Below are 16,984 nucleotides of genomic sequence, written 5' to 3'. Positions count from 1 at the left end.
GTGTCAGCTCCAAGATCGAGTCAGGCGAGGTTTTCGTCAGTGGCCGGGACGATCAGGATGCCAGCGCGCAAGCCGTTCTTGACCTTGGGATTGGGGAAGATGATCCGCGCGCCCGGCTCTTCGATGATCCAGCGGGTATTGGCCAGGTCTTCGGCCAATACATAACCCACTTCCAGCTCCGAAAAGTTTTCAATGTCCGCCGGCAGGTTCAGGCGGAACGCATCGCTGTGCTTGATGATTTCCCGCGACACGCTAAACAACTGCAAACCGTCCAATTCTTGCGTGGTCTGCTCCGGTTCGTTGCCTTCGATAATCTGCTTCAGACGCGTTTCCAGCAACGATACGTTGACCCCGTCGTTCTGCCCGAACGGCCGCGCCTTGCCCAGTTCCAGCGTGAAGGCCTCGGCGCCGAGCTTGTCGTAGGTGTACGAGCTGAACACGATCGATGGCTTGTTTTGCAGCAACACCGCCTCCATCCCGGCCGCGCGCAGACGCGCCAGCTCGAGACGTGAATGCTGGCGACCTTCCTTCCACGGATACAAGGCGAACTGCTCGATCTTCGAGCCACGAATCGCCGTGTGCAGGTCGTAGTGCAAACGCTGGCGATCCGGCTGGCTGAAGAAAACCGCCGCCAACCGCTCCAGCTCACAGGCACGCAGCGCTTCGCTGCCACTGCTTTGCTCGTGACGGCCGTTGAACAGTCGATTGACGTCCTGTTCGATAAAGCGCTCGCCTTTGCGAATCGCCTCGGGGTTGCCGAACAGGAACAGAATGCGTGCGCGCGGCTTTAGATCGCCGCGAGCGATGTCGTGCAGCAGCCGATCAAGTAACTCGATCGGCGCTGTTTCGTTGCCATGGATGCCCGCCGAGAGCAGCAGATCCAGGCCATTGTCGCGAGCTTCGGGAGGCCGGACTTCCAGCGCGCCCTCGCTCAACCAGCGCATGCGCACGCCTTCGACAGTCAGTTGAGTCTTCTCCGCCGGTTCGCGGCCGGCGAGGGTCAGTTCAAGCAGTTTGCCGAGAGCGAGCATAGAGCGGTTTCCTTAGTGGTCGTGGTTGCAATCCGGGCCGTGCACGTGATCTTCGTCGTCGCCGACGTCGGCCGGTTCCATTTCCAGTTGCAGACTTACCAGATTAGTCGCCAATGGGCGCAACAGCAGGTTGGCGTACTCGGCATCGCCTTCTTCAACGTCTACGCCGATCAACAGCTGGCCGCGGCCGTCCTGCTGGATCCACAGCTCTTTGCCTTGCCACAGGACCGCGACGCGGGTGCAGGAAGTTTCCAGTTGCGTGCCGTCGGTGTCTTCAAGGATCAGCTGCAGGGAATCGCTCATGTTTTTACTCTCTTGTGAAGACAAGCCGCGCGCCGCGTTCAGGCGACGCGCCAGCCATCAATTGATCTGGAATGGATAAACCGCGCCCAGTTTAAGGATTTGCGTCAGTTCATCCAGTGCCGTCCGGCATTCAAGCAGCAATTGCGGGTCCGCCAGATCGGTTTCGCTCAGGCGGTCGCGGTAGTGCTTTTCAACCCATGCGGTCAACGAACCGTACAACGGGGCCGTCATGATAACCCCTGGGTTGACCGCCGCCAGTTCGGTTTCGTTGAGCGCGACGCGCAGTCGCAGGCACGCCGGGCCACCGCCGTTCTGCATGCTCTGCTTGAGGTCGAACACCTTCACTTCGCGGATCAGGCCGCCGGAGCTGGTCAGGCCTTGCAGGTAGTTCCACACGCGCTCGTTGGCCTGGCACTCTTGCGGCACGATCAACAGCATCGAGCCATCAGGACGCGACAGCAGCTGACTGTTGAACAGGTACGAACGCACCGCGTCATCCACGGTGACCGCCGAACGCGGCACACAGATCGACTGGAAATTGCTGCCGACCCTGGCGAGTTTGCCTTGCAACTCGGCCAGCATCTGCTCGGTGTCGAGGAACGCGTCCTCGTGATAGAACAGCGCTTCGCCGTTACCCACCGCGATCACGTCGTTATGGAAAACGCCCTGATCGATCACGCCAGGATTCTGCTGCGCGTACACCACGCCTTCGTCACGCAGACCGTGCAAACGCGCAACAGCTTGCGACGCTTCCAGAGTCTGGCGCGCCGGGTACTTCTGCGGCGCCGGGTAGCGGTTGTCGAAGGCACTGCGACCGAACACGAAAAACTCGACACCGGCTTCACCGTATTCACGGCAGAAACGCGTGTGGTTGGCTGCGCCTTCGTCACCGAACTGCGCCACTGCCGGCAGCGCCGCGTGATGGGCGAAGTGCTGCTGATTGGCGAACATCGCGCCGAGTACGCGGCTGGTGGTCGGGTGCTCGATGCTGCGGTGATATTTGCAGTTGAGGTTGGCGGCGGTGAAATGCACACGACCGTCAGCGGTGTCGGCGCTCGGGCTGACGGTGGCGGCGTTGGCCACCCACATGCTCGATGCCGAGCAACTGGCAACCAGCAGCGGCATCGCTTCTTTGGCGGCACGCTCGATCACTTGAGCGTCGGTGCCGCTGAAACCCAGACGGCGCAGTGCGGCCACGTCCGGACGTTCCTGCGGTGCGAGTACGCCTTGCTGAAAGCCCATTTCCATCAGCGCTTTCATTTTTGCCAGGCCTTGCAGCGCGGCTTCCTTCGGGTTCGAGGATTGCTGGCTGTTGCTCTGGGACGCGACGTTGCCGTAGGACAGACCGCCGTAGTTATGAGTCGGCCCCACTAGACCGTCAAAATTGACTTCATAGGATTTCATCAGCGAGGCTCCACGAGAATCTGTTGTTATAGGCTTCAGTAACTAACTGTTCAGTGCGACCGCGTCGCGGCCATCGCTGGCAAGCCAGCTCCTACAGGATTGGCGGTGTTCACAGATTTTGTGGACGACTCAATCCCTGTGGGAGCTGGCTTGCCAGCGATAGGCATCACACCATTTTCACGCCGGGGGTCAACGTCGCAGGCATCACCAGGCTCGGCGTTTCCAGCGACGCCACCGGGTACGCGCAATAATCCGCTGCGTAGTAGGCGCTGGCGCGATGGTTGCCAGAGGCACCCACACCGCCGAACGGTGCGCTGCTCGCAGCCCCCGTCAGTTGCTTGTTCCAGTTGACGATACCGGCGCGGCTTTCCAGCCAGAATTGCTGGTAGCGATCTTCAGAATCCGACAACAAACCGGCGGCCAAGCCATAGGCGGTGTCGTTTGCTTCGCTGATTGCCGCTGCGAAATCGGTGTAACGAATCACTTGCAGCAACGGGCCGAACAGTTCTTCGTCCGGACGCTCGGCAACCGCGGTCACATCAACAATGCCCGGCGTCAGCAGTGCGGCTTGCGTTTGCGGCTGAGTCATTGGCAGCAGCGATACGGCACCGTTGGCCAGCAAATGTTCTTGAGCATCCATCAGCGCTTTTGCAGCGCCCAAGGAAATCACCGAACCCATGAAAGGCGCGGGTTGTTGATCGAACGCACCGACTTCAATGGACGCGCTCACTTCAACCAGACGCTTGAGCAGGCTGTCGCCCCACGCGCCTTGCGGCACCAGCAGACGACGGGCGCAGGTGCAGCGCTGGCCGGCAGAAATGAACGCCGACTGAATGATCGTGTAAACCGCCGCATCCAGATCAGCAACCTGATCGACCACCAGCGGATTGTTGCCACCCATTTCCAGAGCCAGAATCTTGTCCGGACGACCGGCAAATTGCTGGTGCAGATGATTGCCTGTGCGGCTGGAGCCGGTGAAGAACAGACCGTCGATACCGGCATTCGCGGCCAGCGCGATGCCGGTTTCGCGAGCGCCTTGCAGCAGGTTCAACACGCCGGCGGGCAGGCCCGCTTCGATCCAGCACTTGACCGTCAGCTCGGCGACTTTCGGCGTCAATTCGCTTGGCTTGAACAGCACGCTGTTACCGGCCAGCAGCGCCGGCACGATGTGACCGTTCGGCAAGTGACCGGGGAAGTTGTAGGGGCCGAACACCGCCACCACGCCGTGCGGCTTGTGGCGCAATACAGCGGTGGCGTCGCCCAATGGGCCGCTCTTCTCGCCTGTGCGTTCGCGGTAGCTCTGCACCGAGATCGCGATCTTGTTGACCATGCTGGTGACTTCGGTCGCGGCTTCCCACAACGGTTTGCCGGTCTCCTCACCAATGGTGCGAGCCAGTTCGTCAGCGTGGTTTTTCAGCGCGGCGGCAAAGGCTTCAAGAACGCTGATGCGCTCTTCCAGCGAACGACGCGCCCACTCCGGAAACGCCTGACGTGCAGCCTGCACCGCCGACTCAACCTGAGCGGCAGTAGCGCCCTCCCCCGACCACAGCACTTGCTGGGTCACCGGGTTCAGCGATTGAAAGGCTTCGCCCTGGCCGGCCAGCCACTCACCTGCGATGTATAGCGAATTCATTATTTCGACTCCCGAGCAGCGGACAACGCCACGGCGCGAACCTGGTCGCCTGCGTTAAGTTGAAGACGTTTGGCAGTCTGCGAATCGACCACCAGCGTGCCGGCAGCCAAACGGGCCGGCGCGGCAGTGATGCGGCAATCTTCGCGTTTGCGGTTATGGATGATGAACGGCGTAGCGTCATCGCCCGGCGTACCAATGGCCAGCACCAACGCTTCGCTGTCACGCACCGCGCGGATCTTGCCAGTCTCGCATTCAATCCCCGGGCCGGCGTCGAAGATGTCGACGTAACCCTGATAGCTGAAGCCTTCGCTCTTGAGCATCGCCAGCGCCGGTTCGGTGTCCGGGTGAACCTGGCCGATCACGCTGCGCGCGTCTTCCGACAGGAAGCAGGTGTACAGCGGGAATTTCGGCATCAGTTCAGCAATGAATGCCTTGTTGCCGACACCAGTGAGGTAATCGGCCTGGCTGAATTCCATCTTGAAGAAGTGACGCCCCAGGCTTTCCCAGAACGGCGAACGGCCAGCTTCATCGGACACGCCGCGCATCTCGGCAATGATCTTGTTGCCGAACAGTTCCGGAAACTCGGCGATGAACAGCATCCGCGCCTTGGACAGCATGCGACCGTTGAGGCCGTTGCGGTAATCGGCGTGCAGGAACAGCGAGCACAGCTCGGAATTGCCGGTCAGGTCGTTGGCCAGGAACAGCGTCGGAATCTCGCGATAGATGTTCAGCTCTTGCGAAGCGCTGACGGTCAGGCCGACACGGAAGTTGTACCAAGGCTCACGCAGACCGACCGCGCCGGCAATGGCGGAAATCCCCACCACGCGACCGTCGTCGTCTTCGAGCACGAACAGGTAGTCCGCATCGCCACGGCCGGCTTCGCCGCGAAAGGTCTTCTCGGCCCAGCCAACCCGGTGGGTCAGGCGCTCTTCGTTGGCCGGCAACGTGGTCAGGCCGGTGCCGGTGCTGCGGGCCAGGTCGATCAGCGCGGATAAATCGCTGCTGCGTACGGGACGAACAATCATGCTATCTCCTCAAACGGGCCGCCTGCGGCCACCCGTAAAACTCGCTAAGGCGTTAAACCGCCACCAGGCGCACGCTGGCACCTTCACCGACGCCCAGGGCTTCGGCCGCTTCCAGATCCAGAGTCACCGGTTTGCCCGGCGCGTAATCCAGCTCGAGCAACACGGCGCGGTAATCCTGCAGCTGTGCGTTGGCCACCAGATACTGACGCCCGGCACCTTTGACCGGCTCGCCGATCTTTACCGGCACGACGCGGCTCTGGGCGATCGAACGGATCCCCGAAACGCGCGCATGCAGGGTCGGGCCACCGTCGAAGATGTCGATGTAGTGATCGGTCTCGAAGCCTTCGCGCATCAGGATGTCGAAGGTGATCTGCGCACGCGGGTGCACCTGGCCCATCGCCTCTTGGGCGGAATCCGGCAGCAGCGGCACGTAGATCGGGTAATGCGGCATCAGTTCGGCGAGAAACGTACGGCTTTTCAGGCCACAGAGGCGTTCAGCCGCAGCGTAGTTGAGGTCGAAGAAGTTGCGACCGATGGCATCCCAGAACGGCGAGTCGCCATTCTCGTCGCTGTAACCGACGATCTCGGTCACCACCGAATCAGCGAAACGCTCCGGGTGGCTGGCGACGAACAGCAAGCGACCACGGGAGTTGAGCTCCGACCACGGTGAACCGACCAACTCGCGCTGCACGTAAAAACTGGTCAGCAAGCTGTTGCCGGTCAGGTCGTGGCACTGCGAAAGCACGTGGATCTTGTTGTGGATCTTCAGCTCGCGGGAAGCGTGGACGAAGGTCTCGTTGCGAAAGCTGTAGAACGGCTCCGAATATCCGGCCGAAGCAACAATGGCCGAGCAGCCAACCAGTTTGCCTGTCGCGGAATCTTCGAGGACAAAGAAATAGCTCTCTTCACCGTTGAAGCTCACTTCGGCGGCGAACGAGGCTTCGCTCGCCGCGATCTTGTCGCTCAGACGTTCCACGTCATCCGGCAAGGAAGTGACACCAATCGGGCTGTCCGCAGCCAGACGCTGTACCTCGCCCAGATCAGCCATTTGCGCGGGGCGCATCACCAGCATGGTGTCACTCCTTTCTCTTATAAATTCACAAAAAAAACACCGGACACTGTGGGAGCGAGCTTGCTCGCGAAAGCGGTGTATCAGTCAGCATAGATGGCGACTGAAACTCCCTCTTCGCGAGCAAGCTCGCTCCCACAATGAATCTCACCGGCATCAAAAATTGGGTTCGACGCCTGAAAAACTCCAGGCGCCGAAGGGTTTATCAGGCTTGCGCCAGCTTCGCTGCGGCACGTTCAAAGCGGTCGAGACCGGCATCGATATCGGCATCTTCCACCACCAGGCTCGGGGCGAAACGGATCACGTCCGGGCCGGCTTGCAGAATCATCAGGCCTTCTTGTTCAGCGGCGTTGAAGATGTCCTTGGCCTTGCCTTTCCAGGCATCGCTCAGCACGCAACCGATCAGCAGACCGAGGCCGCGCACCTGACTGAACAGGCCGTACTTCTCGCCGATCTGCTGCAGACGGGTCTTGAACTTGTCGTGCTTGGCATTGACGCCGTTCAGCACCTCAGGGGTGTTGATCACGTCGATCACCGCTTCCGCCACCGCGCACGCCAGCGGGTTGCCGCCGTAAGTGGTGCCGTGGGTGCCGACGACCAGATGCTTGGCCAACGCTTCGGTGGTCAACATCGCTGCGATCGGGAAACCACCGCCCAGGCTCTTGGCGCTGGTCAGGATGTCCGGGGTCACGCCGTAATGCTGGTAGGCGAACAGCTTGCCGCTGCGGCCCATGCCGGTTTGCACTTCGTCGAACACCAGCAGCGCGTCACTCGCATCGCACAACTCGCGTGCACCTTGTAGGTAAGCCAACTCGGCCGGCAGCACGCCGCCCTCGCCCTGAATCGGTTCCAGCACGACCGCACAGGTCTTGTCGGAAACGGCGGCCTTGAGGGCAGCCAGATCGTTGTACGGAACGTGGGTAATGCCGGTGATTTTCGGACCGAAACCGTCGGAGTACTTCGACTGGCCACCGACGTTGACGGTGAACAGGGTACGGCCGTGGAAGCTGTTCAGCGCGGCAATGATTTCGTATTTCTCGCTGCCAAAACGGTCGAATGCAACACGACGGGCCAGCTTGAACGCGGCCTCGTTGGCTTCAGCGCCGGAGTTGCAGAAGAACACGCGCTCGGCGAACGTGGCGTCGATCAGCTTGTGCGCCAGGCGCAGGGCTGGCTCGTTAGTGAACACGTTGGAAACGTGCCACAGCTTGTTCGCTTGCTCGGTCAAGGCACCGACCAGCGCCGGATGCGCATGGCCCAATACGTTGACGGCGATACCGCCGGCGAAGTCGATCAGCTCGCGGCCGGCCTGATCCCAGACGCGGGAACCGGCGCCACGCACCGGAATGAAAGCGGCAGGCGCGTAGTTGGGAACCATAACCTGGTCGAAATCGGCGCGTTGTACCGCAGCGTGCTCAACGGACATCGGAGTCTCCTGATGAGGGCCACCCGCCGGAAACTGGCGAGCGATGGGGGGATTGTAAGGACAGTTATCGGCCCGGCCTTGCCGCCAGGCGACAACTTCTTATAGCGCCAACCCCGGATTTTTCCGGGTTTACGGCAATGCGACAAATAACGTCGCAAAGGCGCAGTTTAAACTGCCGCCGCCGATTTGCGGCAGGCCCGGGAGGATATCAATTCAACCCGGTGCCAGCGGTATATATATGTACCGCACCGCCATCGCATGACTCTGATTTGCTGGGGCCTTTCCAGACCAAGGAACGGTCCCGATGCACCCAATCCCAGATCGGCAATCTGCCAGGCTCCCCAAGCCACCCTATGACGACATACATGACGCGCACTTTCGCCCGCTCATAGCCGGCATCCCTGACTGGCTCGGCACCGCTTCCGCTGCCAGGCGCGAGGCCTTTGGACGTCAGGCGCCCTTCCTGCCGCCAAAACTGAAGACGCAGCCGGACGTCAGGCATCAAGCCCTCATGGCGCTGAACGCCGCGCATTGGCGCGCGCAAAACGATGTTGAGAAACGCCTTGAACACCTGCAGGACGCCAGCGCCTTCGCCGAGCCGCTGCTCAAGGCAGAGCTGAAAGAGAAATTCGATCTGGATGTGGATGTCAGGACCACGTTCGTGCGCCTTTATGTTCCGGCGAAGACGCCGTGGTTCCCGATCAAAACCGGGGCGCGCGCCTGGACGGTCTCGTTGCTCGATGCCGCGCTGCACAACTTCGAACTCGCCGAGACCGAAGACGACGCCTACGAACCCGAGTCGACCTTCATCACCCAACCCGACGCCAAAGGACAGTTTGAAACCCTGCCCTCGCTCAAGGCCAGGCTGAGCATCGTGGCGTTCACCAAACTGTGCCGCGAGCTGGATATCGGCGCCCGATACCAGACCTACCTGCGCGAAGCCCTTGGCTCCAGCCATCCCGTTGCAGCGGCGGTGCTGCGACACAAAATCGATGCAAGCCAGAAGGCCGCGATGCAGGCCGCGCTGCAATGGGCACGGATGAGCGGTGACATCAGCGAGGACTCTTTCCTGCGGATCGAGGCACTGCTCGATGCAGCACCGGCTCCGCCCGGTGATCGGCCAGCATTGAAATGCCAGGATTTGTCGATGCTGGAAACGCCCCTGACCGGCATCGTCGTCTTTGCGCCCGACTTGCTCGAGCCAAGAACGTCGGCGCACGTTGTGGCCTACATACCGGATGACCCGGAGCATCCGGTCAAGGAGTATGCCTCGCCCGCCGAGATGTACGCCGAACTGACGCGACAACTGCGCTCAAGTGATTACCAGAAATTCTTCAGCCGGTTCGTCAATCTCGAACAGCGCGGCCTGTTCTTCGCGACGTTGAACGCGCGCCTGAGCGAGATGAAATGGCACGCACCGGTCGCCGGCAGCAGCGCGCCGCCCTGGCGCGAGACTCCACTTGAGCTGCCCAAACTGCAACTGACCGCCACACCGATCAGCGCTCCACTGTGGCAGCACCTCTACCAGAGCAAGCTGAACAAGATCCTCAATGATGCGGCGATCATCGCAGTGCCCACGGCAACGGTTGATCAGAAAGTGCGCTGGGCGTTCTGGGATTCGGTCGTCAACATTGTCTCGACGATCCTGCAGACGGTCGCGTTCATCCTCGCGCCATTCGTGCCCGGCCTCGGCGAACTGATGATGGCTTACATGGCTTATCAACTGCTCGACGAAGTGTTCGAGGGCATCATTGCCTGGGCGCAAGGCCGAACCACCGAAGCGTTCACTTACCTGATGGGCACCCTCGAATCGCTGGTCCAGTTAGGCACCTTCGCCATCGGCGGGGCGATTGGCGCCGGTGAGTTCCGCAAAGTCCTGCCGACGGAAATCGTCGAGTTCATCGACCGTTTCAAACCTGTGCAAATGCCCGGCGGCCAGACCAAATACTGGGAGCCGAACCTGGCCCGGTACGAGCACACAGCGTCTCCCGCCGCAAATTCCGCACCGAATGAACTGGGCCTGCACGCCCACGAGGGCCGTCAACTGCTGCCCCTTGATAACGCGCATTTTGCGGTGAGCGAAACAGCCGATGCCGGTGAATACCGAATTGCCCACCCGACCCAGGCCGACGCCTATCAACCCTGGGTACGCCATAACGGCGAAGGCGCCTGGCACAGCGAAATCGAACAACCGCTGACGTGGGACAGACCGACGGCGCTGCGCCGCATCGGCCATTCAGTCGAGTCGTTTTCAGCCGCCCAACGAGAAACGATCCTGCAGGTCAGCGGCCTCGACGAAGAAGTGCTGCGCACCATGCACGTCAATCAGGAAACGGTCCCGCCGCTGCTGGCGGACAGCATCCAGCGCTTCAGGATCGATCAGGACCTGCAACGCTTTGTCGATGATTTACACAGCGAATGGCCCGAGGCGTATTTGCGCGCTGATCCTGTTCTGCAGTTGCAACTGTTGACCGAACAGGGTCGCTGGCCGAAGGGCCAGCGCTTACGCCTGCTCGACCCTGCGGGCGAACTCGTCTGGCAGTCGTCCAGCGATGAGAGCCTGCCGCTGACAACCCTTGGCCAAGACAGTCTCAAGGACGGCGACCTGCTCAAGACCTTGCTCTCCTGCCTCGACGAACAGCAAGCCAAGGCCCTGCTCGGCGATTCCTTCGCCGGTCCGACGCTGGCGCTGGATGTGCGAAGCCAGGCGTTGAGACAGCAGTTGACAGAGATCGCCACACAGCAGCGCACTTCAATCTTCAAATCCCGCTACGACGCCCTTCAGCGCAATGACGATCCGCTCGCCAACCTGCTCGCACAACACGATTCAGGATTACCCGCCAGCGTCACGCGCGAACTGCTCGGCACCGCGACCGGAGAAGAGCTGGTGCAGATCAGCGACGGTCAGTTGCCCCCGCGCCAACAGGCGCTCATGCAACTGGCCAACCAGGAGCTGCGTGTCACCCGCGCTTACGAGGGGCTGGCGCTGAACTCGGTCAACAGTCCGGATACCGACACCCTGGCACTGCACAGCCTTAAACGTCTGCCCGGCTGGTGCGGTGAGGTGCGGCTGGAGATTCGTGACGGGCATTACGAAGGACAATTAGTCGACAGCACTGGAAGCAAGGAGGCGCCCACTCAAAAAGTCCTGGTGCGGCAAAGCGACGGCACTTATCAACCCTATGACGAGCGAGGTCAGGAACTGCATTCAGCGACCGATTTGTACTCCGGTATTCTCTACGCCCTGCCCGATAGCGAACGCCAAAACCTGGGTGTACAGATCGGTCAGGGCGACCGCCTCAAAGTAGCGATCCGCAAGCGGCCGATGGAGCGAAGCGAGTTACGCCTCGCAATTTCTCCTGCACCGATCCCGGAACCGGCCGTGGACACGCTGCGGCTGGTGGGGCGCGGTGGCCGTAGCGGCGGCGCCGGGATTGATGCGGCTTATTCCTTCGGCGCGCCGGACGCCGCAACGACGGATGTAGAACGGGTACGGGCGATTTTTCCGACCTATACACCTGAAGATGCACGGGCATTCGCCGCGCGGTTTCAGCGTGATCCCGCCGGGCTGACCAATGAACTGTCGCGCTTGCGGACGGAATTCAGCCGACTCAAGGATGACTTGCGGCGCTGGAAGAACGAGGCGCCTGCGAATGACCCGGACACCGGGGTAGCACTGACCGACATCCAGCGCCGGGCCGCGGTGCAGAACCGTGCGCTGTTCAAGAAAGCCGTAGAGGGTTGCTGGCGTAGAGAACCAGGGGGGGCCGACACCTACATGCTGCAGATTCTGGAGCCGGTGGCGGGAGAACTGCCGACGCTGGAGGCTGACTTCAGCCATGTCACCATGCTGTCCTTCAAGGGCTGCGCCGGTACACGTGGTGTTGAGCGTTTTCTGCAGCATTTCCCGTCCCTGCGCTACCTCGACATGCATGACCTGAACGTGCCCGATTTACCGCAAAGCTTTGCCAACATGCCGAACCTGCAGCATCTGGCGCTGCGCAACTGCGGCATAAGGCTTTCAAACGTGGACGCCGCCGGCTTCCCGCCCATGGAACAGCTTTCAATCCTTGATTTGCAAGACAACCCGCTGGGCGTGCCGCCCGATATCAGCACCCTGCCTGCCTTGCACTACCTCAACCTCGACAATACCGGCATCGCCACCACGCCCCCGGGATTGCTCGACCATCCGAACCTGTTTACCGGCAAGTTCGATGGCAACCAGATCACTGAAATACCCGAAGAGTTGCTGACGTCATCGCACTATTTGACCGGGCAACTGAGCTTTACCAACAACCCGCTATCCGCCGCCAGTCGGGAGTCGGTCAAAGCCCTCTTCAACCGAACGCAGAAAAATTTCGGCGTCACGATCGAGCCGGCGGATCTTCATCGCACCACCGAACTGTTTCCAGCACTGAGCGCTGAGCAAGCGAATGACCTGCTCTACAAATTGCCCGGCACCCTGGCCGAAGGCCGAAGCCAACTCGCCAACTGGGAGGCAGAGGTCACGCAATTACGCACTGAGCTTGCTCAATGGAAAACCCGGATTCCAGAGCACTCTGCGTCCAATGGCCAACCCTTGAATCTCAATGAACAGGTCAGTGAGCGTCTGGCAAGGGAGGACTTCGCCGACAAAATGGAACACTTCTGGCGCAACAGGTCGCCTCGCCAGCCAGGAGCCAGAGACAGCCATTTAGTGGCGACCCTTGAGTTCATGGGTGACATGCCTGTGCTCAGCGCAGACTTCAGTCATGTGAACCGATTGACGTTTAACGGCAACAAGAGCATTACGGCAATGTCACCGTTCCTACAACGGTTCAAGAGTCTGACCATTCTGGAGCTGCGTTCTTTCGATCTGGAGCCGGATTTCCTGCCAACCCTTGAACTGCCCCGGCTCACCGCCCTGGAACTCAAGAGCTGCGGCTTCGTACTCACGCCTGAAAACCAGGCAGCCTTGCTGAAGATGAACCAGATCGAGATCCTGGAGCTGAGCGACAACCCATTAGGCGCCCTGTTTGATTTGAGTCTTTTGCCCATGCTCACGAGCATCGATCTGTCCCTGACCGGCATCAACGAACTCCCGCCCAGGTTGCTCGATCTCCCCGAACTGCACATCGCGGTTCTGCGCGACAACTTCATCACGGAGTTGCCGGAAGCGATTTTCAAGCTACCGCTGGACCGTACACGAGGATTCGACTTTGCTGATAATCCACTTTCAAACGAATCGCGTAACCGGATAAAAACCTACTTCCGCGAGACCAGCCATGACTTCGAAGTGTCAGCAGACACCGCCGATGTCGAAATGGCCAGAGAGCTGTTTCCGTCACTCGACGTGCAGGATGCGAGCAACATGATCTACGGCCTGCCCGGCAACCTGGCAGAGGGCAGGATTCAACTGCAACATTGGCAAGCGGAGCGGGAAACCCTGAGGGCGGATCTCTCTGCGTGGACCACCCAAGGCTCGACGCATCACCCGGTGACCGGCGAAGCTCGCACGCCCGTGGATTTTCTCAATGACTTCAGGGCGCGAGAGGACTTTCGCGAGCAGATTTTACGATTCTGGGAAAGCCGCTCGGACGGCACCGGCACGCGTAACGACTTCTTCGAAGCGAGCCTGGGCTTTTCGGGAGATATGCCAAGGTTGACGGTCGACTTCAGTCACGTTTTGACGGTGGATTTCACCGGCAATCCGGGCATCACTGAAGTCGGCGGCTTTCTAGAGCACTTCCCCTACGCGCAAGTGGTGGAAATGCGCGATTTCGCGCTGGGTCAAATGCCAGACAACCTCACTCGCCTGACAGAACTCAAGGAGCTGTCGCTGATAAATTGCGGCATTACGTTGACCGCCGACGGGCAGAGCGCTCTGGAATCATTGAGTGAACTTGAGCTGCTTGACCTGCGCAACAACCCGCTGGGGGTGGCGCCTGACGTGGAGACAATGCCGCAGCTCAATGATCTTCGCCTTTCCAATACCGGTATTTCCAGCTTGCCGGACGGGCTCGCCGACCATCCCAACCTGCGTGATGTCCGGCTTGATGGCAACCGTATCGTCGAACTGCCCGACACCTTTTTTGAGGTCCTTCCCGAGCTTGCCGATGGCATCAACCTGGCGGGCAACCCGCTGTCTGCGAGCAGTCGCAATCGAATCAAGGGGCATTACCACGCCCTCAACCATTTCGGCGTGTTCCCCGACACGGCGGATATCGCCAAAGCCAAGGCACTGTTTCCAGCACTGAAGACCAAAGACGCCGTCCACGTGATCTATTCCCTGCCCGGCTCGCTGGCGGCTGGCAGCGCTCAACTGCTGCGCTGGGAAGCCGAGATAGCGACGATGATCAGCGACCTCGCGCAGTGGGCCGAACGCATTCCCCCACGCGACCCGAGCACGGGTCGTTTCGTCGATGCATTCGAAAGAGCCACACAGCATTTTGCCAGGACGGATTTCAGCCGGGAGTTGCAGACTTTCTGGCGCAGCCGACATGTCGATAAACCTGAAATTCGCTCCAACATCTTCGTTGCCGAACTCAGGTTTACCGGCGACATGCCGACGCTGACTGCTGATTTCAGTCATGTCGCCCAGCTCTCATTGCTGGGCAACGATGCGCTGAAGGTGTCTGATGGCTTTCTGAGTGGCTTCCGCAGGCTACAGGCGTTGGAGCTGCGCACCTTCGCTTTGGGGCGGATTCCCCCGGCGCTCAATCGGATGCCTACGCTCAAATCGCTGGTGCTCAGTAGTTGCGGCATCGTCTTCGATGCCGAGGGGCAAGCTGCGCTCTCTTCACTGTCGCGACTCCGGGCATTGGATCTGCACAACAACCCATTGGTCGAAGTGCCAGACGTCTCGGCGCTGCCGGAAATGATGTTCCTGGATCTCTCCAAAACCTCGATCGACCGTATACCGCCCGGACTCTCCAGCCTGCCCCATCTGGAGGACGTAATGCTCAATGAGAACAACATCCGCGAACTGCCCGATGAACTGCTCAACCTGCCCGCCGACGTCGCCCAGAGTATCGACTTGCATGACAACCCGATCTCGGCAGTTGCGCGGGAACGGATCAAAGTCTGCTACCAGACCAGTGGCTACACATTCGGCGTGCCGGTCGAAGCGATGGACAGGGAACTGGCCCTTACGCTTTACCCAGGTTTGACTGACAGTCAGATCAACGAACTGGTCTACAGCTTGCCCGGCACGCTGGCGGATGGTCATATCGAATTGGTGCGCCGCACCACTGAACTCGCCACGCTGACCCACGAGCTCGATGCATGGGCCAACGAGACACCGCTGGATCCGGCCAGCCGCAGTCCACTGACGGGCGACGCCCTGCGACAGGAACAAGCCAACAGGCAGTCGCTCAAGCAAAGTCTGGAAAACTGCTGGCGCCGGATCGTTGCACAGGGGCAAAACGAATTCGAATTCAACCTCAACGTCCCCGTGAGCGGGGATCTGCCCACACCTACAGCAGACTTCGCACATGTGCGCACTGTCTTCCTGGTGAACGGGTCTGGCGCGCCGTCGCGTCTCGGTCAGTTTCTGAAGCTGTTTCCTAACGCAGAGAAGCTGGCGATTCAGGGTTATCAGCTCAACGACATTGCAGCAGTCGTGTCGTCCATGGAAAAACTCACTGCATTGAGCCTGTCGGGCTGCCACATCACGCTGCCCCCAGCCAGCGTTGAGGTGCTGGCCACCAGGAGCAATCTCAACACGCTGATCCTAAGAGACAACCCGCTAGGCCTCACCCCCGATCTTAGCCGCCTGGAGCAGTTGTCTTGGCTGGATCTGAGCAACACCGGCATCAGCGAACCACCGCTCACGCTCCCTGTGGAGCGTCTGGAGTACGTCAATTTCGCCAACAATGCCATTGTCGAGTTGCCCGAAAACTTCTGGAACGCCAGCACTACCGAGTTCGATTTCAGCGGTAATCCGCTATCTGCGCAAACTGCGCAACACCTGGAAAGTTATCGACTCAGAAGAATTGCCGCATTGGCAGAGCGACCAACACAGCGAGTTCCGACGCCGTCCGAGTCGACATCCGCGTCCACAGAAACGCAAGGGTCAGTCATGTCGATCGACTCATCCGATATTTCACAATGACCGCGGACGGGGGCGGTTAACCGCGCTCTGACGGCACCGATGACAATTCAAACGGGCTGCTGCTGCGCCGCTGGTTACGATCTTCCCGCGGCGTGGCACCGAAGAAATTGCGATAGGCGCTGGAGAAGTGCGGCCCCGAGGAGAAGCCACACGACAAGCCGATCTGGATGATCGACTTGCTGGTCTGCATCAACATTTGCCGGGCCTTGTTCAGGCGCAGTTCCAGGTAGTACTGGCTCGGCACGCGGTTGAGGTACTGCTTGAAGATCCGCTCAAGTTGTCGACGGGACACGCACACATGCTGGGCGATCTCGTCGGTGGTCAGCGGTTCTTCGATGTTGGCTTCCATCAGCAACACGGCTTGCGTGAGCTTTGGATGACTGGAGCCAAGGCGATTCTGCAACGGAATGCGCTGACGCTCGCCGCCCTCGCGGATGCGCTCGACCACCAGTTCTTCCGAAACAGCGCCGGCCAGCTCTGCTCCGTGATCACGGGCCAGCAATGCCAGCAGCAGATCAAGCACGGACATGCCGCCGCACGCGGTCAGACGATCACGATCCCAATCGAACAGATGGCTGGTAGCGATGACTTTCGGAAAGCGCTCGGCGAAATCGTCCTGCCAACGCCAGTGCACCGCCGCGCGGTAACCGTCGAGCAAACCCATTTGCGCCAACGGGTACACACCGGCGGACAAACCACCGATCACACAACCGGCACGCACCAGTTGCTTGAGCGCACTGCTGAGTGCCGGGGCCAGGGTAGTCGGCGGCTCATCGGCGACCAGAAACAGTTTCTGAAAGTTTTCCAGCTTGCCGGCCCACGGTTCGCCGGGCAAATGCCAGGCGCCATCAATCGGCGGCTCGGCTTGCAAGAACGACAGTTCGTAGACCACGTCCGGATGCACACGCTGAGCAACACGCAAGGCCTCCTCCGCCAGCGCCAGCGTTAACGCTTTAGTGCTGGGCCAAATCAGGAAACCAATTCGATGGGCAGTCATGGGT

General features: G+C 60.3%; 9 protein-coding genes. 1 reads left to right on the top strand and 8 read right to left on the bottom strand.

The window, feature by feature from the left end:
- Nucleotides 1-20 precede the first annotated feature (20 nt).
- The 7 genes from astE to AB4P91_RS12750 all read right to left on the bottom strand — a co-directional run bounded on the left by astE (nucleotide 21) and on the right by AB4P91_RS12750 (nucleotide 7,891).
- A complete protein-coding gene (astE, locus tag AB4P91_RS12780) occupies nucleotides 21-1,031 on the bottom strand; it encodes a succinylglutamate desuccinylase (protein WP_150592951.1) in 1,011 nt (336 codons plus the stop codon).
- 12 nt (nucleotides 1,032-1,043) lie between these two features.
- Nucleotides 1,044-1,334, bottom strand: a complete 291-nt coding sequence (locus tag AB4P91_RS12775) for a hypothetical protein (protein ID WP_064119940.1) — start codon at nucleotides 1,332-1,334, stop codon at nucleotides 1,044-1,046.
- Between the two features lie 57 nt (nucleotides 1,335-1,391).
- Nucleotides 1,392-2,738 carry an N-succinylarginine dihydrolase gene (astB, locus tag AB4P91_RS12770; RefSeq protein WP_395604901.1) on the bottom strand — a complete coding sequence of 449 codons (1,347 nt, stop codon included), beginning with the start codon at nucleotides 2,736-2,738 and terminating at the stop codon, nucleotides 1,392-1,394.
- Nucleotides 2,739-2,904: 166 nt separating this feature from the next.
- Complete coding sequence (astD, locus tag AB4P91_RS12765) at nucleotides 2,905-4,374, bottom strand: succinylglutamate-semialdehyde dehydrogenase (RefSeq protein WP_191627810.1); 1,470 nt, start codon at nucleotides 4,372-4,374, stop codon at nucleotides 2,905-2,907.
- Entirely contained in the window at nucleotides 4,371-5,396 is a 1,026-nt protein-coding gene (gene astA, locus AB4P91_RS12760; RefSeq protein ID WP_150592948.1) for an arginine N-succinyltransferase, read from the bottom strand. Before astA ends, astD begins: the two co-directional genes overlap by 4 nt.
- A gap of 52 nt (nucleotides 5,397-5,448) precedes the next feature.
- Nucleotides 5,449-6,468, bottom strand: coding sequence for an arginine/ornithine succinyltransferase subunit alpha (gene aruF / locus AB4P91_RS12755; protein WP_150592947.1), 1,020 nt, complete (start codon nucleotides 6,466-6,468; stop codon nucleotides 5,449-5,451).
- Nucleotides 6,469-6,670: 202 nt separating this feature from the next.
- Entirely contained in the window at nucleotides 6,671-7,891 is a 1,221-nt protein-coding gene (locus AB4P91_RS12750) for an aspartate aminotransferase family protein (protein ID WP_395604900.1), read from the bottom strand.
- A gap of 304 nt (nucleotides 7,892-8,195) precedes the next feature.
- Here AB4P91_RS12750 and AB4P91_RS12745 point away from each other — a divergent pair, with 304 nt between their 5' ends.
- Nucleotides 8,196-15,983, top strand: coding sequence for a dermonecrotic toxin domain-containing protein (locus AB4P91_RS12745; protein ID WP_395604899.1), 7,788 nt, complete (start codon nucleotides 8,196-8,198; stop codon nucleotides 15,981-15,983).
- Between the two features lie 16 nt (nucleotides 15,984-15,999).
- Here the strand turns inward: AB4P91_RS12745 and argR are convergent, their stop codons facing one another.
- Nucleotides 16,000-16,980: a transcriptional regulator ArgR gene (gene argR / locus AB4P91_RS12740; protein ID WP_395604898.1), complete on the bottom strand. Its 981-nt coding sequence runs from the start codon at nucleotides 16,978-16,980 to the stop codon at nucleotides 16,000-16,002.
- Nucleotides 16,981-16,984 lie beyond the last annotated feature (4 nt).

It is taken from the genome of Pseudomonas sp. B21128 (assembly GCF_044218865.1).
Taxonomy (GTDB): Bacteria; Pseudomonadota; Gammaproteobacteria; order Pseudomonadales; family Pseudomonadaceae; genus Aquipseudomonas; species Aquipseudomonas iridis.
This window is presented reverse-complemented; position numbering and strand designations above follow the sequence as displayed.